We start from the raw sequence: 17,906 nt of genomic DNA, 5'->3' as shown, positions 1-17,906 counted from the left end.
ATATGAGATTTATAGCTGCGGTTTTCATCGCTGTTTTTTTAGTCGGGTGCGGGTATAAGCCTGTTTCAAAGATCACAAAAGATATGATTGGGGATGATATCTACGTGCATGTGACTATAGATAGAGCCGATCCAAAAAGCAGTGTTTGGATAGCCGATAGTATAAAAGAGGGCATAGTATCAAGGCTTAACAGAAAACTTAGTAGTGATAAAAATGCAAAAACAAAGATAATAGCGTCTGTAAAATCTGTAAGTTTACAAGCACTTTTATATGATGAAGATGGATATGTATCGTTATATAAAGCTATTTTAAAAATGGAGTTTGATACTAAATTTGAAAACGGAAAGATATATAAGAGTGTAACTACTGGTGAATATGATTTTACTATTTCTCAAAAAATAAAAGATGTTCGCTATGCAGATAGCGTAATCAGTGAAACAGATAGATATAATGCGATAAAAGAGGCTTCAAAAGAGGCTTTTGATGAATATTTAGCAGCTCTTGCGGTTAAAGGGTTTAAAAATGTCAGCAACAATCACTAAGATTATAAGAGATACCATTAGCACTATTAAGGAGAGGAATTTAATACTTACTCCCGATAACTACACAGAAGTTTTTTGTGAGATAGCGAAAAAAAATGGATACATAAGCCCTGATTGTCAAAAGCTTGAAAAGTATCTTTCTAGACTCAATGCCGATCTTGTAGAGCAACTTAAACAAAAAAGAGTTAAAAATATAGATGAGTTATTTGCATTCATGGCGGCTAAATTAAACTCGTCAAATATTAATGAATCGGCAAAGCTTATACACTCGCTTGTTTTTATGAGTAAGAGAGTATTTCAAGCAGTGACTATGCTTCATAACAAAGAGGCTAAAAAACTAGCAGAATTAAGCATAGATACTCTTAATAAAAAACTTGACATATCGTCTATCGACCTGATTAGAGACAAGTGGTTTGAGTTTTTAACAGATTATGATGATCTATTTATTAGAAGACTTGGTTTTTATGGTGTTAAGAGTTTTGATGATTTGCAAACAGCAATTACAGAGCTTGATAATGCCTCTATAAGATCAGGTGATACCGCTTATCTATGCCAAAAGATGATTCCTCTTCTGGTATGTGCTCTTACACCTTCTATATCTGAAAGCATGAATGCTGAAATTTCAGGATTTGAGCTTAGTTTAAAGAGTAATCCTAAACTATTAGAATTAGATGAAACTCAAGATAATATACAACAAATGATTAAAAGGCGTATAGAGCTTGATAGGGCTGAAATTTCAACCAAAGTTTCAGTTTTAAACGATGTGCTTGAAGGGATAAATACCAGGCTTTTAAATATGATGAGCAGCTCCTCTACGAGCAGAGCTAAGATGCAAGATATAAAAAGGGATCTAAACTCAATAAATTTAAAAGAAGATAGTTTTGAAGTTATTAGAGATAAGCTTATTATCATAGCTGAATCTTTAGGCAACGAAACACAACAGTTTTCATTGCAGGTTAGTAGTGATCAGAAAAAAATAAAAGAGCTTCAAGATAGAATTAGTAGTCTTGAGGGTGAGTTGGCTATGGTTAAAGCCGAGAGCAAAGAGGACTTCTTAACTAAAACCGCCACAAAAAGAGCATTAATAGAAGAGCTTGATCGCATGGAAGATAAATATAGACGCTATGATGCGGACTACTCTATTTGTTTTTTTGATATAGATTATTTCAAAAAGATTAACGATACTTACGGCCACGATGCAGGCGATGTCATCATAGCAAGCGTTGGGAAGATGCTTAGAAAATACTCAAGAAAGATTGATTTTGTGGCTAGATATGGCGGTGAAGAGTTTGTTATGCTGCTTCCTCAAATTTCTTTAGTAGATAGTGTAAATTTCGCAAATAAAATTCGTGATATTATAGAAAATTCAAAATTTATGTATAAAGACGAACGAATAGATGTTACTATTAGTTGCGGAGTAGCCTTAAGAAGCTCCAATAAAACTTCATCATCAACACTTGAATCCGCCGATAAGATGCTTTATACCGCTAAACAAAACGGCAGAAATCAGGTTATGCCAAGTATTATATGAAGTTGGATGAATTTTTAAGTCATAAACCGCTTTTTTACAAAGAGATAGATTATACTCGTATGCCGCGTGCATGGGATAGCATAAAGGCGAATTTAAAGCCGTTTAAGATAATTCACATCATCGGTACAAACGGCAAGGGCTCAACAGGAAGGTTTCTGGCTCAAATTCTGCACTTGCAAGGCAAGAGCGTGGGGCACTACACAAGCCCTCATATATTTGAATTTCGCGAGAGATTTTGGCTAAACGGAGATGTGGTTTCAAGCGAGCTTTTAGAGTCTGCTCATGAGAGTTTGCAGGCTATGCTAAGTGATGAGTTTAAAGTAAAGACTAGCTATTTTGAGTATGCGACCCTGCTTGCGGCGGTGCTTTTTCACAAGTGTGATTTTTTCATCTGCGAAGCTGGTATGGGCGGTGAGCTTGACGCGACAAATGTTTTTGATAAAATTTTAAGTGTTTTTACTCCGATTGGGCTTGATCATACTGCTGTTTTGGGTAAAACAATAGAGCAAATTTCAACTACGAAATTTAAAGCCATGCAAGTAAATTCACAAGCTATATTAAATGATGAGATGGATAGCATAAGCGTCCATATCGCATTTTTGATTGCAGCTTCAAGAAGAGTAAGGATAAATTTTGCAAGTGAAATTTTGGAAAAAGAGGATGTGGAAAATATTAAAAAATATTCTATTAAATTTTCACTTCCATATTTTTTAATATCGAATTTATGCCTTGCAAGCGCAGCTGCAAAAAGACTTATTAATAAGATTGATATAGAAAATTTAGACGAATTGAATCTGCGTGGAAGATGTGAGAAAGTAGCCCAAAATATCTATGTGGATGTTGGTCATAACGAGCTTGCTGCGCAGGTCATAGCTCAAAAATTTATCGGTAAAAAGCTTGTTTTGATATATAACTCTTTTGCCGATAAGGATTATAAGGCGGTGTTAGCGACTCTTAAGCCCATAATAAAAAGAGTTGAAATTTATCAATATGATAGTGGCGAACGTGAGCTAGCTACCGATGAGATCAGAAAAACTCTTCATGAATTAGATATCGAGCATAGGGATTTTTTGGCAAATTTTGATAATTTATGCGAAAATAAAGATGAGTTATATTTGGCTTTTGGCTCGTTTTATCTAGTCGAGGCCTTTTTAAGGCAGTTTGATGCAAGCTAAGATATATGAGTATCTTTTAAAGCCAAACGAAGCCGAAATTATCGTTTGCGAGGATGATAAAGAGGCTTTGCTTATAGAAAATGCGGTTAAATTTGCAGGTATTGAGCCGTTTTGCTTGCCTGATTTTAGAGCTCGTTTTGGTGATGATCTGCGCTCTTTTAGTGCCGAGCTTTACGAGCTTTCGGCTAAACTTTATAAATTTTACGAATTTAAGGGCAAAAAGCTTCTTATAGCTCCCATCTCAACTATATTAAACAAACTTCCCGGCAAAAAACATCTTCAAAAGATCACTCTAAATTTTGGCGACAGGCTAAATCTAAACGAGCTAACAGACGAGCTTATGCGCTTTGGCTATGAGCCTGTGGATATCGTTGAGAGCGAAGGCGAGTTTTGTCTGCGCGGAGATATTATCGATATATTTTGCGTGGGAAATGATGAACCGCATAGAATTTTGCTTTTTGATGATGAGATAGAAAGTATCAGAAACTACTCAACCAGCACTCAAATTTCAAACAAAACGGAGCTAGAAAGCGTTGAAATTTCGCCTTTTATCGCAGCTCTTAGCAAAGATGAGCTTGAAAAGGCAAACGAAAAAATAGACGAGCTAAATAGCGAAGCTCTGATAAGCGATCTAAATTCGCTTGGATTTTGGGCGATAGATGGATTTGTTGATTACACCAAGGAGTTTAAAGCCGTTCTTGCAAAAGAGTTTAAATTTGAGGATTTTGAAAGAGATACAAGCACGCTTCATAGCCTTGGCGTAATCCCTGAAGCAAAAATTTATAAAGATTTGTCCGTAACACCGAGCAGAGATTTTTTCGAGCTTAATGCAAACAGGCATATCAAGGTTATCTCGCGAAACGACGGACTTTTTAACTCGCTAAATTTGAGCGAATACAAAAACATAGAGCTTATTAAAAGCGACGTTGTTGTAAATTTAACTTCCGCTAGCGAGATAATCATATCGCTTAATAAATTTGAGAAGAAAAAGCGCGCAAAGCGAGCGAGCTTAGTAATCGATGAGCTTAAGATAAATGACTACGTCGTGCATGAAGAGTATGGAGTAGGGCGATTTGCCGGGCTTGAAAAGATAACCGTGCTAGGCAGTACTCGCGAGTTTGTGATCATCGTTTATCAAAACGACGATAGGTTGCTTTTGCCGGTTGAGCATCTAAATTTGATCGATAGATACATAGCGCAAAGCGGCTCTATAGCGGTGCTTGATAGGCTTGGTAAGGCTAGCTTTGCCAAGATAAAAGAAAAGGTTCGCCAAAAGCTATTTATCATCGCTTCTAAGATCATCGAGCTTGCGGCTAAAAGAGAGCTGGTTCGCGCCGAAGTGATACAAAAAGATGACGCCCAATACTTAAATTTCTTACAAAATGCGGGCTTTGACTACACGATCGATCAAGAAAAGGCTGCAAGTGAAATTTCAAAAGATCTTGCAAGCGGTAAAGTGATGGATAGGCTTTTAAGCGGAGATGTGGGCTTTGGCAAGACCGAAATCGCGATGAATGCGATATTTAAATGCGTAAAATCAGGCTTTCAAGCGCTATTTTTTGTCCCTACGACTCTGCTTTCGGCTCAACACTTTAAGAGCTTAAAAGATAGATTTGCCAAATTTGAAATTCCTGTTTTTAGACTTGATAGATTTAGCTCGGCAAAAGAAAAATCAGCCGTTAAAAAGGCTCTTGAAGACGGGCTTGCTTGCGTTTGTGTCGGCACTCACTCGCTTTTGGGGCTAAAGGCATCAAATTTAGGGCTTATTATCATCGATGAAGAGCATAAATTTGGCGTCAAGCAAAAAGAGAAGCTAAAGGAAATTTCAAGCAACTCGCACATCCTTTCAATGAGCGCAACACCGATCCCAAGAAGCCTAAATATGGCACTTAGCAACGTAAAAAGCTACAGCGTGCTTCAAACTCCGCCAAGCTCAAGGCTTGATGTAAGAACGATCGTGAGAGAGTGGGACGAAAAGGTGCTTAAAGAGGCTATTTTGCGCGAATTAAGAAGAGGCGGGCAGATATTTTACATCCACAACCACATCGCCACTATGGAGCAGGCAAAAAGGCAGATCAAGAAAATTTTGCCGAATTTGCGCATTTTGATACTTCACTCAAAGATAGACGCAAAGACGACTGAGGATGAGATGATAAAATTTGAAGCAGGGGATTATGATATCTTGCTTTGCACAAGCATTGTAGAAAGCGGAATTCACCTACCAAACGTAAATACGATAATCATAGAAAATGCAAATAAATTCGGCATGGCGGACCTTCATCAGCTAAGAGGTCGCGTGGGTAGAAGTGATAAGCAGGCGTATTGCTATTTCTTGGTTGAGGATAAGAGCGAGCTCACGCCCGAAGCCTTAAAGCGGCTTGTGGCGCTTGAGAGCAATTCGTTTTTAGGCTCAGGCTCGGTGCTTGCTTATCATGATTTAGAGATTAGAGGCGGAGGAAATTTAGTCGGAGAGGCTCAAAGCGGGCATATCGAGGCTATCGGCTACTCGCTTTATATTAAAATGCTTGAAGACGAGATAAATAAGCTTTTAAACAAAGAGAATTTCAAGAGTAAAAAAGTTGATCTCAAGCTCAGTATAAACGCCTTTTTAAATCAAGAATTTATTCGCGAAGATAGGCTTCGCCTTGAGCTGTATCGCCGCCTTGGCAAGTGTGAAGAGGTTAGCGAGGTGCATGCTATAGAGGGCGAGCTTGAGGATAGGTTTGGCAAGATTGATGTTTATACTAAGCAGTTTTTATCGCTTATAATAATTAAAATTTTAGCCATAAAAGCGGGCTTTAAACTCATCTCAAACAGCGGTCAAAACATAGTTCTTACAAATTTAAACGATGAGAAAACGGTTTTAAAATCAAAAAGCAAAGATGATGACGATATAATAGATGAAATTTTAATCCATCTAAGAAAGGCGTCAAAATGATTGATTGGAGCTTGATTCACGCTGCGGTTTTTAGGCGTAAAACAGGGGCTTTGAAGGCTGTGCATGAGATTGATTTTGTCGATCTTGATAACCTTATCGGCATGGAGAAACAAAAAGAGCAGCTAATCGCCAACACGCAAAATTTCATAGACGGCAAAGAGGCTAACAACGCCATTTTGTGGGGTGCAAGAGGGTGTGGCAAGAGCAGCTTGGTAAAGGCTGTTTTTACTAAATTTCATAACGAGGGCTTAAGGCTGATAGAGCTTAGAAGCGATGAGCTTGAATTTATGGTTGATATCATCGATGAGGTTAGAAGAACGAATTACAAATTCATCATCTACTGCGATGATCTGAGCTTTGAAGCTGGCGATACGAACTACAAATTTTTAAAGCCGATTTTAGAAGGCTCGATAGAAAAAGCCCCTAAAAACGTACTTATCTACGCCACTTCAAACCGCCGACATCTAATCAGCGAGCTAAAAAGCGACAACGAAGGCACAAACGTAACTAGCGACGAGATTCATTACGCAGAAAGCGTTGATGAGAAAATTTCGCTATCTGATCGATTCGGTCTGTGGATAAGCTTTTATCAAGGAAGCTTTGCTGATTATCTTAAGATCGTGGATTTTTACTTTAAAGACTACACAGGCGATAGGCAGATGCTACACGAGCTTGCCAAAAACTACTCCGCGCTTAGAGCGAGCAGATCAGGGCGAACCGCAAAGCAGTTTTATCTATCTTATAAAGAGAAGCTTTTGTGAGAGCGGGATTTATAGGCGATATCGTAGGGCGAGCCGGTCGTAAGATCGTCGCTGAAAACGTTAAAAAGATGCGGGATAAATTTGGGCTTGATTTCGTCATCGCAAACTGCGAAAATGCAAGCGGGGGCTTTGGACTAAGCGCTCAAAACGCAGCCGAGCTGCTAGAGTGCGGTATAGACGCGATAACCGGTGGCAATCACAGCTTTGATAAAAAAGAGATCGGATTACTTATGGACAGTTTGCCGATCATTCGTCCATATAATCACTTCGCAGGCACTGCTGGCAAAGGCGTGATAAATTTAAAAAGAGGCGAAGCAAGCTTGAGTGTCATAAATTTGATGGGTCATTACGCTATGCCCCACACAAATAACGCCTTTTTAGAGGTGCAAAACGCGCTAAAGGAGTGCGAGAGCCAAAACATACTTATTGATTTTCACGCTGAAGCCACGAGCGAGAAAAACGCCATATTTGGCTATCTAAACGGGCAGATTAGCGCGATATTTGGTACGCATACTCATGTCGGAACTGATGATTTGCAAATTTTAAACCATACCGCTTATGCAAGCGATGTTGGCTTAAGCGGTGCTTTTGATGGAGTTATCGGCATGGATAAAGAAGCTCCTATAAAGACCTTTTTAACGGGCTTTAAGCACTCTTTTAAGGTGAATGAAAAGTGCAGGCGGATCTTTCAGATGATAGTTTTTGAGTGCGAAGAGGGCAGGTGCGTGGATGCTTTTAAGGTTAGGGTGATAGACGGCATAGATGATATGCAAGTGCAAAAGGCACTTAAATTTGATAAGTAGGTAAAATTTGAGAAGTGAAGAACTCTTAATAGCGCTTTTAAACGCTGGCATTAAAGCGGATTTAGAAGATGAGCTTTGGTGGCCAAATTCTCGTAGCTTCGAAGTGGTTGTAGGTGCAATTTTAGTGCAAAATACTGCATGGAAAAACGCTCAAAAAGCGCTTGATAATCTAAAAAATAGCGGAAATTTAACTCTTGAACGCTTGGCAAATTTAGACACGGCGAGCATTGCGATTATGATTAAGCCAAGCGGATTTTATAACACCAAAGCAAAGAGGCTAAGCACGCTTTGCAAGGCGATTTACGAGGAATTTGGCAGCTTTGAGAGCTTTAAACAAAACGTGAGCAGAGAGTGGCTACTTGGAATTAGAGGCATAGGCGCTGAGACTTGCGACGCGATACTTTGCTATGCTTGCGAGCGTGAAGTGATGTGCGTGGATAGCTACGCACTTAGGATTTTAGCTCATTTTGGATATGAATTTGAAAGCTACGAAGAGGCGCGAGAGTGGTTTGAGGATATCGATACAAGCGCGGTTTGCAAAGCTTACGGCAGAGAGCTTAGTCTGAATCAAATTTTTGCTCGCTATCACGGCAAGATAGTTGAGTTTGGCAAAGCTCACTTCAAAGGAAAAAAGATCGATGAAGCGGGAGTTACTTTGCTTGAAGAGTTGAGGTAGGGTTGTGAAAAGAATTTTATTTATCGACACGGGTCTTGAGTGCGGAGGCGGAACTAGAAGCCTTATCTTTTTACTTAAAGAGCTTGTAAAAAGAAGCAGCTATAGCATTTCGGTATTTTTTGAAAAGGATTACGAGATAGACGGTAAACCGCTGTCTAGTGTGATTAAGGAGATAGGAGCTGAGTTTATAGTGTTTGAAGAAAAGCCGCAAATTTCTAAGATCAAAAGAGAAATTTTAAGAGCTTTTTCAAAAGAAAATTTGGCTAAAAATTTATACAAAAACGACTTTAAATTTGCACTAAAGCTACTTAAAAGCGTAAAAGCCGATATTGTTTATCTAAATAACCATTTTTCAACAAATTTGGCATATATCGAAGCTGCAAACACTCTTGGTATCAAAGTTATTCAGCATTTAAGAAAAAATGCCGAAGTAGAAAAATTTAAGCTTGAAATTTTAAAAAAGCTTAAATTTGCCTCTATTAGCGTTTCAAATTCGACGCATGAATTTTATAACGATCAATTAAAAATAGAAAAAAATGTTGTTTACGATCCTGTTATTTGCGAGCAAAATTTAGAAGATAAAAGTCCAAAAGATAGTATAAATTTGATAATGAGCGCGAATTTTTTAGAGCTTAAGGGACATGAGCTAGTGTTTGACGCACTACTTAAGCTAAAGCGAAACGATATCAGACTTAGCCTTGCAGGAGGCGGTAAATTTAAAGAAAGCACGCAAGAAAAATTAAATCGTTTAGAAAAAGAGGGCAAAGTAACAAATCTTGGCTTTGTTAAAAACATGGATAAAATTTACTCGCAAAACGACTATCTACTTGGTTTTTCAAGCACAGAAGGTATGCCGCGTGTGGTTTTAGAAGCTCTTAGTCATGGACTTGGAGCGATCTTTTCTGATATTGACGCGATAAGAGAAATTTATGAAATCTCATCCAATAAAGAGAATTTTTATATCCTAAAGCGAGATAGCGCCGAGCTTTTAAAATGTCTTGAAAGCCTTAAAAAACCGACTAAAAAAGTGCCTGATAAACAAATTATAAAAACATTTAGTATGGATAAATATATCCGCGATATAGATGAAATTTTAAGCAAAATTTAATAAGGAATAAAATGATATATGAAAATATAATTCAAACGATCGGAAAGACGCCTGTAGTAAAATTAAACAGTCTAAAGCAAGCCGGTATGGCTGAAATTTATGCTAAGCTTGAGTTTTTCAACCCGGGCGGCTCGGTTAAGGATAGGATCGCTGCAAATATGATCCTTGAGATGCAAAAGGATGGCGCTTTGAAAAAAGGCGATATCATAGTTGAGCCTACAAGCGGAAATACTGGCATCGGCATAGCTATGACGGCAAGTGCGCTTGGATATGAGGTCGTGCTAACTATGCCTGAGACGATGAGTGTCGAAAGGCGTAAAATTTTAGCCGCTTATGGAGCCAAACTTGTGCTAACCGAGGGTGCAAAGGGTATGAAAGGCGCCATCGAAAAGGCTAATGAGCTTGCCAAGCAGCCGGGATACGTGATGCTAAGTCAGTTTGAAAACGCCTATAATCCGCAAGCTCACGTAAAAACTACAGCTCTTGAGATAATGGATGATTTTAAAGAGCTTGACGCGTTTGTGGCGGGCGTTGGCACGGGCGGGACGCTAAGCGGAGTTGCCAAGGTGCTTAAAGAAAACGGCTATAACACACAGATAATCGCAGTTGAGCCAAAGGATTCCGCCGTGATTTCCGGAAATCCGGCAGGTGCACATAAAATTCAAGGCATAGGAGCGGGCTTTATCCCTGATACGCTTGATACTTCGCTTATTAGTGCTATAGAGCTTGTGACAAGCGAAGAGGCGTTTGAAGCGGCTAGGACCTTGGCAAAAAGCGAGGGAATTTTGCTTGGGATCTCTGGAGGTGCGGCTCTTGCGGTATCCATCCGAACTGCAAAAAGACTAGGCGATGGAAAAAAGGTGCTGTTTATCGCGCCTGATAACGGCGAGAGATACCTAAGTACGGCGTTATACGAGGCTTAAAATTTGAAGATAATAGAAGAGATAAAAGAGCTGGTTGCCACTGTCGGTGAGAAAGACCCCGCCGCAAACGGGTGTTGTTTCTGGGCGGTGCTCATAAATACACCGGGTATCCACGCGGTAGTTTTTCATAGATTTTCGCACTTTTTATACGTGAAGAAATTCTTTTTTACCGCACGTTTTATCTCTCAAATTTCAAGATTTATAACGGGCATTGAGATACATCCTGGCGCAAAGATCGGCTCAAGGCTCTTTATCGATCACGGTATGGGTGTGGTTATCGGTGAAACCGCCGAGATCGGAGATGACGTGACGATGTATCATCAGGTTACACTTGGAGGCACGGGCAAAGAGGTCGGCAAGCGCCATCCGACCGTTAAAAACGGTGTTGTGATAGCGGCGGGCGCAAAGGTGCTTGGAGCTATAACGATAGGAGAAAATTCAAAAATCGGCGCAAATTCAGTCGTGCTTAAAGATGTGCCAGATAATGCAACGGTTGTCGGCATACCTGCTAGAGTCGTGAGAATAAACGGCGAGAGAATTGAGAGCTAAAGCCCACAAGCTCTAAATTTAAGCCTTTATAAAATTTAGATTAATTCCGAGCGGGTAGAGGTGTGAAATTTACTCTTCAAAATTTATCACGGTTTGAGCGCTAGCCGTCGGTCTTTTAACCGTGTTTGCAGTCTTGCTAAACTCTATTAAGTCTTCGGTGTATCTAACCGAACTTGGAGTGCTTTTAACCGCGGTTTTAAAAATTTCAGCCGCAGCTATCGCATCGCTCATCGCTCTATGGTGCGTGTTTTCTATGCCTAAAACCTCTTTTAACGCGCCAAGACCGTATTTAAGCGACGGTATAGTTCGACGCGCTAGATCTATGGTGCAAATTTTGCGGTTTAGCATAGTGCCAAGCCCAAATTTCTCAAAGCTAGCACTAACAAATCCATAGTCAAATTTGACATTATGCGCTACAAAAACGCTATCTGCAAGAAAAAGTCTAAATTTTTCAAGCACGCTTGCAAGACTTGGGGCGCCTTTAAGATCTTCTACTCTTATGCCTGTAAGCGCAGAGATGTTTTCCGGTATAAAAGTAGCGTGCACAAGCGTTTCAAAGCGCTCCATCTCTTCGCCGTTTTGCATTTTAAGCGCACCTATCTCTATGATCTGTCCGCTGTTTATGCCGCCGCTCGTTTCGATATCCACAACGCAAAACGTCTGCTCGTCTATGTTTCTTTTTCTTGTGTTTAGCTCTATCTCGTTTGAGCCGTTTCGCTTTATATCAAGCCCTAAAATTTGCCACATGGCAAGATCTCGCACGTCAAAGATAGAGCTAAATTCCTCTATCTGTCTTGCTTTTGCTATGAATTCGTAGTAGCTTAAATTTTGCTTGCAAAGGAGGTTTATGAGATTTTCTAGCTTTTGGTTCAAAACTCAAGCTTTAGCGCTCTTATAGCCTCGGCATAAGAGTTTGATGAAAATATATAATTGCCAGCAACCACGATATCAACGCCTGCTTCGTCAAGTTCGGCTACGTTTAGTCCCGTAACTCCGCCGTCAACTTCTATCATGCATTTTGCGTTTTTGCGCTCTATCATCTCGCGTAGTTTGCGAGCTTTATCAAGCACCGAAGGGATGAATTTTTGCCCGCCAAAGCCGGGATTTACGCTCATTAAAAGCACCATATCAACTTCGTTTATGATATATTCAAGCGTTTCTATCGGCGTGTGTGGATTTAGCGTGATAGCAGGACCTACACCGTTTTTTCTGATATGATCTATGAGCCTTAACGGGTGCTTTTCTTCTTCGATATGAAAGCTTAAAAATTTCGGCTTAAGCGGCAAGAAAAGGTCGGCAAAAAATGTGTTATTTTGCACCATCAAATGTATATCAAGCGGCTTTGTAGCAGCCTTTGCGACAGCATTTACCACAAGCGGTCCGATAGTTAAATTCGGCACAAAATGCCCGTCCATAACGTCAATGTGTATAAGATCACATCCGGCCTCGCAGATCGCCTCTATCTCAGCCCTCAAATTTCCAAAATCAGCCGATAAAATACTCGGAGCAACGTACATATAAATCCTTTGTTATCTACTTAAAAATAAAGCGCCCTTTGTTCCATCACTAACAAGCTCAATAAAAGCGCCTTTGCTAACGGTATCGCCGTCTTGAATATAGTTTTCAAAAACATTTGGCATCGTAATATCTACCTTTATCTTTTTTGACTCTAATAAGGATAGAATTTTATTTCCTATTATTATCATAAAATTACCAAAAGCACTGTTTAATGATGCCTCTTTGTCATCTTGCAAAAGTATAGCGCAAGCTTTTTGTACTATACTTTTATCAAGGGAGAGTAAAATTTTAGCGTCAATATCGCCGTAAAAGCCTATGCATCCTGTTAGCGCTTTTTGATCGAAGTCAAATGTTTTAACAAAAATTTCACCGCGCTCTACTTTAATTTTTGCCATAGAGGATAAGGTATCTATAGCTGTTTCTAAAATGATAGGCAATAATTGAACTAAATTTCTAGTGATGTTATGTGGCATCGACTCTTTCATTCCGGGACCGCCGTTTATACTTCCGTCATCATTGAAAAAATCTTCGACGTTATTATATAGTAAAATTCCCGAATCTTCCAAGTCGTTTCTAAGCGCTTCAGATGTATTTGAGCCGCTAAGTCCGCAAATCGCAATAGTGGCACCGTATTCGGCGCTTGATATAGATAGTTTGGCTAAAAAGCTTACACCGTGAATATTGGCCGATCTTGCTTTTGTTGCATCGAATACGAAAAATTTAAACCCTATTTTAAGAGAGTTGTTGTGAGCCGACATGTCGAAATTTTCGGCAAAATTTGAGTCTATAAAGCCCGTAAGCTTATAAATAACGACATTTTCTCTTACTTGTACGGCTATGGTTTTTTCATTTATATTGATATGTGTTAAATGAATTTTGATATTATAGTTTTTAGCTGAGTTTTTAAACTCGTTTACATCTTTTGCTGTATAGACTATGTAGCCTCTTCCGACAAGCTTTAGTGAAATTTGATTTTTTTGCTCTTGATTTTCGTGAAATAGGATTATCTTTTTTTCTTTGGTTGATTTTTCGGTATTTCCAAAAAATAGCATGGCTATCTCTTCACTATCAAAGAATGATAGATTTAGGCTTTGAGGAGACATCTCTCTTAGCGCTTTAAATTTTGTCTCGTCATAGTCGCAAAATGCCACATTGGCATACACTTTTTTTGCCATTTCATACATTGTCAATGAGATAGAGTTAATGCCTATTTTGTTAAAATAGACAACTTTTTTAAGCGATATTAGTATGCATTCTATTTTTTTTGAAAAGATTAACTCTTTGGTTGCCAAGTCTATCTCATATTTTGAGGCATCTCCGTCTAAAAAGCCGTGAGGATAGAATATGACTACATTATCTTTAATTTTTGGTTTCATACCCTATCGCTTTCATAAAAGTCTCAAGCTCTTTAGGTGAGGCGTTACAATTAAACTCAAACATCTCTCCAAAGCCGGAATTTGCAAATTCCGGCTTTGATAGCTCGTATGATATTAGCAAATGTATATATTTGGTTATTGTTGTTTGCTCCTCTTGTTTGGATAAATTTTGAAAAATATCTACTACAATGTTGCTTAGCTGCCATTTTTCAGCTATCTTGCAACATATTTCAAATATATCAAAACCTATTTCTCTCTTTAAAATCGTATTGTAGCTAAGTCCGCTAGTTCTTAATACGTGTTTTAAATTTTCTGCGTTTTCCGAGAATATTTTTTCACATACGGATATGCTTGATGGTATTATTGTTATGGATTTAAAAATATCCTTATTATCTACCTTTATTTCTTTTAATATCTTTCCCCAATCGATCATAAAATTGGCTTGCAAATTTGCAAATTTTTGTGTGTCTAGATTGAAAATTTTCCATTTTTTAGGTGTCGTCAGTAATACGTAATAAGAGTATAAAATATCGGTAGTTCTATCTGCGCCAAGAGCGGAAAAGATTTGAGATATATCTTTGATCTCTTTTTTGAATCCAAAAATCGGCTTGTTGATGATAGAGCGCATATATTCTACTAATGCCAAATCGTTTTTGGCAATAGCAGCTGCTTTGGCTAAATCTCCGGAAGCAAGAGTATTTTCACATGATTTTAAAATAGCCGGAATCGCAGGTATTTGAGCGATTAACTCATCTATACTTTCTTGTTTTATCATTATCGTATCTATCTGCCAATTTTGTAAAAATAATCTTTTAATATTCTATCCTTTATATTCATAAAATGAGTTTAAATATTGCATATAATAATTTTAAGATAACCTATATTCTAAAATTTATTTAAGTTAATATTTTGCTTTTTTTGGATAAAATCAGCAGAAATTTTTGTTTTGAAGGAAAAATATGTCAAAAATATGCGATATCACAGGCAAAGGTCCTATGGTTGGAAACAATGTAAGTCACGCTAAAAATAGAACCAAGAGAAGATTTTTGCCAAATCTTAGAACTATTAGAGTAATGCTCGAAGATGGAACAACGAGAAGAATTAAGGTAGCCGCTTCTACGCTTAGAACCATGAGAAAGCAATCGCGTTCATAATTTGCAAGCTTTATAAATAAAGAGGGATTATGTCTTTTATAAAAAAGATCCAAAAATTCCTCAACTGGTCTAGCTTCTCTAAACCGGAAATAAATTTAAATACAGAACTATACGAACAACTTCGCCCATTTCGCCTACCGCTTATCCTAGTCGTTTTGATGATGATGGTCGGTGCTTTGGGCTATGTTGCTATAGATAATTTCAGTCTTATTGATGCTATATATCAGGCCGGAATGACCTTTACTACGGTAGGTTTTACTGAAGTTGCTCCAATTTCACCCGCCGGTCGCCTTTTTACTATCACTTTTATTCTGCTTGGATTTTGCGTTTTTACATTTTCTATCGGTATTCTAGTGGAAGTTTTAAAAAAAGGCTCTTTGATAAATATTTTAAAGGAGAGGCGAATGCTCTATAAGATCGCTAGACTCAAAAATCACTTTGTAATTTGCTATCATAGTCTATATACGATAGAACTTAGTAAGCAGTTTAGAGATAATCATATCCCTTTTGTTGTCGTTGATCCGCGCGAAGATATGCACGAGATAGCCGAAAAATACAAATATCCTTATTATATAATGTCTCAGCCTCATACTCAAATTGCACTTTTAAAAACCCATCTTTCAAGCGCCAAAGGGCTTATTACTCTTAGTCCAAATATCGCTGATAATATCGCTCTTATCGCCACTGTTAGACTGTATGAAAAAGAGATAGGTAGAAAAAAACCATATTTTATAATGACAAATTCTGATAATGATGATGATACGGAGCGCCTTAAAAAATTGGGTGCAGATAATGTCGTAAGCCCTTCCAAACTAGTAGCGCAACGTTTAAGTGCAATGAGTGTGCGCCCGGATATGGAAAATTTATTGGAGCAATTTTTATACAAAAAGGACTCCCCTATAGATATCGAAGAGATCAGTGTGCCTGATTACTCTTGGATAAGATTTAAGCGTCTTAAGGAGACCAATTTAAGAAATATTACAAATGCGGATGTTGTCGGCATAAGGGATATGAATAATAAATTTATTCCTATGCCAAGAGGAGACACCTTGATAGGTACAGGTACGAAGCTGCTTGTCATAGGCACCGCAGAATCTATACGAATGACCAAAAAAGTAGTAAAAAGCAAGCATAAGCCTGAGGAGTGTAAATATGTATGAGATAAAGCGTCTTGAAAATGGACTTGAGAATATAGATGGATTTTATTTTGGCGGGGTAAATTCGGGCTTTAAAAAAGAGGGTAATGATCTTGGATTTATAAGATCAAGTGAACCTGTTGATATAAGTGCCGTTTTTACAAGCAATAAATTTCAAGCCGCCCCAATTAGGCATTTTTTAAAAAAGGGGCAGAATTTTAGAACAAATTTCATTTTGCTAAACTCTAAAAACGCAAATGCAATGACAGGAGAAGCGGGCATAAACGATATAGATGAAATTTTTAAAAATTTGAGTAAAAATATAAATTTAGTAAATCCCGTTATGAGCTCTACGGGAGTCATAGGATATCGCCTTAAAAAAGAAAAAATTATATCCGCATTTGATAAATTCGATTTTGATTCAAGAGATTCCAATGGAGTTGTCGGTGCCATAATGACGACGGATAGCTTTAAAAAAGAGATAGCCGTAAGCGTGAAATTTGATGATAAAAAAGAGTTTAAAATCGCCGCTATCTGTAAGGGTGCAGGTATGATAAATCCTTCTCTTGCTACTATGCTATGTTTTATTTTAACGGATGCCAATATCTCAAAACCCGATATGGATGAGCTGTTAAAAGAGGCTTGCGAGAGTAGTTTTAATGCCGTAAGCGTAGATGGCGATACATCCACTAATGATACCGTTATGCTTTTAACCTCAAGAAAGAGCGGGGTCTATGATAAAGAGGCTTTTAAAGAGGCTTTAAAACTAATTACTAAAGAGCTGGCTTTAATGCTTGTTAAAGATGGAGAAGGAGCTACTAAGGTGGTCGAATTTAATATAAGCGGTGCACTTAATTTAAAAGAGGCGGAGCATGCCGCAAAGGCTCTTTCAAATTCACTTTTGGTTAAAACCGCTATCTTCGGAGAGGATCCAAACTGGGGTAGAATCGCATCCACTATAGGCGCAAGCGGAGTAGAGTGCGATGAAGATAAGCTTGAAATTTATTACGATGATGTCTTGGTTTATGATAAATTTCATAAAGAGCTTGATGAAAAAAGAGAACTCGCAGCTCATCAGGTAATGAAAAAACCAAGCTATACGATAAGTTGCAATCTGAATGTCGGAGATGCACAATTTAGTGCTTACGGTTGCGATCTGGGTCATAAATACGTAAGTATTAACGCAGACTATCGCTCTTAAACCATTTATTAGAGTTAAGTTGCTAAAATTATATAAATATTTCAAGGAGGGTAGATGTTACACGAATACAGGGATATAATCACTGAGCTAAAAGTCTCAAATGCGAGATTTGCTTCGATTTTTGATAAGCATAATGATTTGGATCAAAAAATCATAGATGCCGAAGAGGGTAGAAGTCACTTGGATCACATTCGCATTGAAGAGATGAAACGCGAAAAACTAAGACTAAAAGATGAAGCCTATGCTATGATTTTGGAGTATAAAAAAGAAAAAGAACTCTAATCTACCAAACCCTGCCTTAAATCATTGAAATTTCAGGCAGGGTTTTTAAATTTTAATCTATCGATATCTTCTTGAGAATATAAAAAACTATCATAACAGCTATTAAAAGTCCGATTGCCAGAACATATTCGTTCATCTTTATTCCTTGTGGTAACTTGACTCAAAATAATTATACACAATAAAAAATAAAATTATTAAAAATATTAGTATTAAAGCTTGAATAAAATTAAATT

18 protein-coding genes are annotated in these 17,906 nt (G+C 38.0%); 14 read left to right on the top strand and 4 right to left on the bottom strand.

All coding sequences use genetic code 11. The features are described from left to right. The first annotated feature begins 2 nt into the window (after window positions 1–2). Genes lptE through epsC form a run of 10 tightly spaced genes read left to right on the top strand, consistent with a single transcriptional unit; the run spans window position 3 to window position 11,006 of the window. Window positions 3–542, top strand: coding sequence for an LPS assembly lipoprotein LptE (lptE, locus tag CDOMF_RS06815; RefSeq protein ID WP_260951283.1), 540 nt, complete (start codon window positions 3–5; stop codon window positions 540–542). Continuing rightward, entirely contained in the window at window positions 523–2,073 is a 1,551-nt protein-coding gene (locus CDOMF_RS06810; RefSeq protein WP_260951282.1) for a GGDEF domain-containing protein, read from the top strand. Before lptE ends, CDOMF_RS06810 begins: the two co-directional genes overlap by 20 nt. Next, complete coding sequence (locus tag CDOMF_RS06805) at window positions 2,070–3,248, top strand: Mur ligase family protein (RefSeq protein WP_260951281.1); 1,179 nt, start codon at window positions 2,070–2,072, stop codon at window positions 3,246–3,248. The genes CDOMF_RS06810 and CDOMF_RS06805 overlap by 4 nt, the downstream gene beginning before the upstream one ends. Then, window positions 3,238–6,186, top strand: a complete 2,949-nt coding sequence (gene mfd / locus CDOMF_RS06800) for a transcription-repair coupling factor (RefSeq protein ID WP_260951280.1) — start codon at window positions 3,238–3,240, stop codon at window positions 6,184–6,186. The genes CDOMF_RS06805 and mfd overlap by 11 nt, the downstream gene beginning before the upstream one ends. Further along, window positions 6,183–6,947: an ATP-binding protein gene (locus tag CDOMF_RS06795; protein ID WP_260951279.1), complete on the top strand. Its 765-nt coding sequence runs from the start codon at window positions 6,183–6,185 to the stop codon at window positions 6,945–6,947. Before mfd ends, CDOMF_RS06795 begins: the two co-directional genes overlap by 4 nt. After that, the gene (locus CDOMF_RS06790) at window positions 6,944–7,750 is read left to right on the top strand and encodes a TIGR00282 family metallophosphoesterase (RefSeq protein WP_260951278.1); all 807 of its coding nucleotides are present in this window, start codon (window positions 6,944–6,946) and stop codon (window positions 7,748–7,750) included. Before CDOMF_RS06795 ends, CDOMF_RS06790 begins: the two co-directional genes overlap by 4 nt. 7 nt (window positions 7,751–7,757) lie before the next feature. Then, window positions 7,758–8,426 carry a 3-methyladenine DNA glycosylase gene (locus tag CDOMF_RS06785; RefSeq protein WP_260951277.1) on the top strand — a complete coding sequence of 223 codons (669 nt, stop codon included), beginning with the start codon at window positions 7,758–7,760 and terminating at the stop codon, window positions 8,424–8,426. A gap of 4 nt (window positions 8,427–8,430) precedes the next feature. Next, window positions 8,431–9,534 (top strand): glycosyltransferase, encoded by a 1,104-nt coding sequence (locus tag CDOMF_RS06780; RefSeq protein ID WP_260951276.1) that lies wholly within the window; start codon window positions 8,431–8,433, stop codon window positions 9,532–9,534. 11 nt (window positions 9,535–9,545) lie between these two features. Further along, window positions 9,546–10,457 (top strand): cysteine synthase A, encoded by a 912-nt coding sequence (cysK, locus tag CDOMF_RS06775; RefSeq protein ID WP_260951275.1) that lies wholly within the window; start codon window positions 9,546–9,548, stop codon window positions 10,455–10,457. Window positions 10,458–10,466: 9 nt separating this feature from the next. Then, on the top strand, window positions 10,467–11,006 hold the full coding sequence (gene epsC, locus CDOMF_RS06770; RefSeq protein WP_260953150.1) for a serine O-acetyltransferase EpsC: 540 nt from the start codon (window positions 10,467–10,469) through the stop codon (window positions 11,004–11,006). Between the two features lie 69 nt (window positions 11,007–11,075). On the opposite strand, the gene CDOMF_RS06765 is transcribed toward epsC, so the two are convergent. From CDOMF_RS06765 to CDOMF_RS06750, 4 genes are read right to left on the bottom strand one after another with little or no spacing between them, the layout of a single operon-like run. After that, window positions 11,076–11,879: a 3'-5' exonuclease gene (locus CDOMF_RS06765; protein ID WP_260951274.1), complete on the bottom strand. Its 804-nt coding sequence runs from the start codon at window positions 11,877–11,879 to the stop codon at window positions 11,076–11,078. Further along, a complete protein-coding gene (gene rpe / locus CDOMF_RS06760) occupies window positions 11,876–12,523 on the bottom strand; it encodes a ribulose-phosphate 3-epimerase (RefSeq protein WP_260951273.1) in 648 nt (215 codons plus the stop codon). Before rpe ends, CDOMF_RS06765 begins: the two co-directional genes overlap by 4 nt. Window positions 12,524–12,535: 12 nt before the next feature. Then, complete coding sequence (locus tag CDOMF_RS06755; RefSeq protein WP_170019102.1) at window positions 12,536–13,900, bottom strand: sulfate transporter; 1,365 nt, start codon at window positions 13,898–13,900, stop codon at window positions 12,536–12,538. Beyond that, the gene (locus CDOMF_RS06750) at window positions 13,884–14,675 is read right to left on the bottom strand and encodes an HDOD domain-containing protein (protein ID WP_260951272.1); all 792 of its coding nucleotides are present in this window, start codon (window positions 14,673–14,675) and stop codon (window positions 13,884–13,886) included. Before CDOMF_RS06750 ends, CDOMF_RS06755 begins: the two co-directional genes overlap by 17 nt. Window positions 14,676–14,859: 184 nt before the next feature. On the opposite strand from CDOMF_RS06750, the gene rpmB reads away from it, so the two are divergent. From rpmB to CDOMF_RS06730, 4 genes are read left to right on the top strand one after another with little or no spacing between them, the layout of a single operon-like run. After that, entirely contained in the window at window positions 14,860–15,054 is a 195-nt protein-coding gene (gene rpmB, locus CDOMF_RS06745; RefSeq protein WP_169973710.1) for a 50S ribosomal protein L28, read from the top strand. A 29-nt stretch (window positions 15,055–15,083) separates the two neighbouring features. Continuing rightward, window positions 15,084–16,214 (top strand): potassium channel family protein, encoded by a 1,131-nt coding sequence (locus CDOMF_RS06740; RefSeq protein ID WP_169973712.1) that lies wholly within the window; start codon window positions 15,084–15,086, stop codon window positions 16,212–16,214. Next, window positions 16,207–17,391: a bifunctional glutamate N-acetyltransferase/amino-acid acetyltransferase ArgJ gene (argJ, locus tag CDOMF_RS06735; RefSeq protein WP_260951271.1), complete on the top strand. Its 1,185-nt coding sequence runs from the start codon at window positions 16,207–16,209 to the stop codon at window positions 17,389–17,391. The genes CDOMF_RS06740 and argJ overlap by 8 nt, the downstream gene beginning before the upstream one ends. A gap of 54 nt (window positions 17,392–17,445) precedes the next feature. Next, window positions 17,446–17,673: a YdcH family protein gene (locus CDOMF_RS06730; protein ID WP_260951270.1), complete on the top strand. Its 228-nt coding sequence runs from the start codon at window positions 17,446–17,448 to the stop codon at window positions 17,671–17,673. The last annotated feature ends 233 nt before the right edge of the window (window positions 17,674–17,906 follow it).

It is taken from the genome of Campylobacter sp. RM16187, assembly GCF_025319965.1.
In the GTDB taxonomy this organism is placed as follows: Bacteria; Campylobacterota; Campylobacteria; order Campylobacterales; family Campylobacteraceae; genus Campylobacter_A.
This window is presented reverse-complemented; position numbering and strand designations above follow the sequence as displayed.

Excerpts from the sequence above, each read along its gene's own strand:
- lptE (WP_260951283.1), top strand. The coding sequence starts at position 3 with ATGAGATTTATAGCTGCGGTTTTCATCGCTGTTTTTTTAGTCGGGTGC.
- CDOMF_RS06810 (WP_260951282.1), top strand. The coding sequence starts at position 523 with ATGTCAGCAACAATCACTAAGATTATAAGAGATACCATTAGCACTATT.
- CDOMF_RS06805 (WP_260951281.1), top strand. The coding sequence starts at position 2,070 with ATGAAGTTGGATGAATTTTTAAGTCATAAACCGCTTTTTTACAAAGAG.
- mfd (WP_260951280.1), top strand. The coding sequence starts at position 3,238 with ATGCAAGCTAAGATATATGAGTATCTTTTAAAGCCAAACGAAGCCGAA.
- CDOMF_RS06795 (WP_260951279.1), top strand. The coding sequence starts at position 6,183 with ATGATTGATTGGAGCTTGATTCACGCTGCGGTTTTTAGGCGTAAAACA.
- cysK (WP_260951275.1), top strand. The coding sequence starts at position 9,546 with ATGATATATGAAAATATAATTCAAACGATCGGAAAGACGCCTGTAGTA.
- rpe (WP_260951273.1), bottom strand. The coding sequence starts at position 12,523 with ATGTACGTTGCTCCGAGTATTTTATCGGCTGATTTTGGAAATTTGAGG.
- CDOMF_RS06755 (WP_170019102.1), bottom strand. The coding sequence starts at position 13,900 with ATGAAACCAAAAATTAAAGATAATGTAGTCATATTCTATCCTCACGGC.
- CDOMF_RS06750 (WP_260951272.1), bottom strand. The coding sequence starts at position 14,675 with ATGATAAAACAAGAAAGTATAGATGAGTTAATCGCTCAAATACCTGCG.
- rpmB (WP_169973710.1), top strand. The coding sequence starts at position 14,860 with ATGTCAAAAATATGCGATATCACAGGCAAAGGTCCTATGGTTGGAAAC.
- CDOMF_RS06740 (WP_169973712.1), top strand. The coding sequence starts at position 15,084 with ATGTCTTTTATAAAAAAGATCCAAAAATTCCTCAACTGGTCTAGCTTC.
- argJ (WP_260951271.1), top strand. The coding sequence starts at position 16,207 with ATGTATGAGATAAAGCGTCTTGAAAATGGACTTGAGAATATAGATGGA.
- CDOMF_RS06730 (WP_260951270.1), top strand. The coding sequence starts at position 17,446 with ATGTTACACGAATACAGGGATATAATCACTGAGCTAAAAGTCTCAAAT.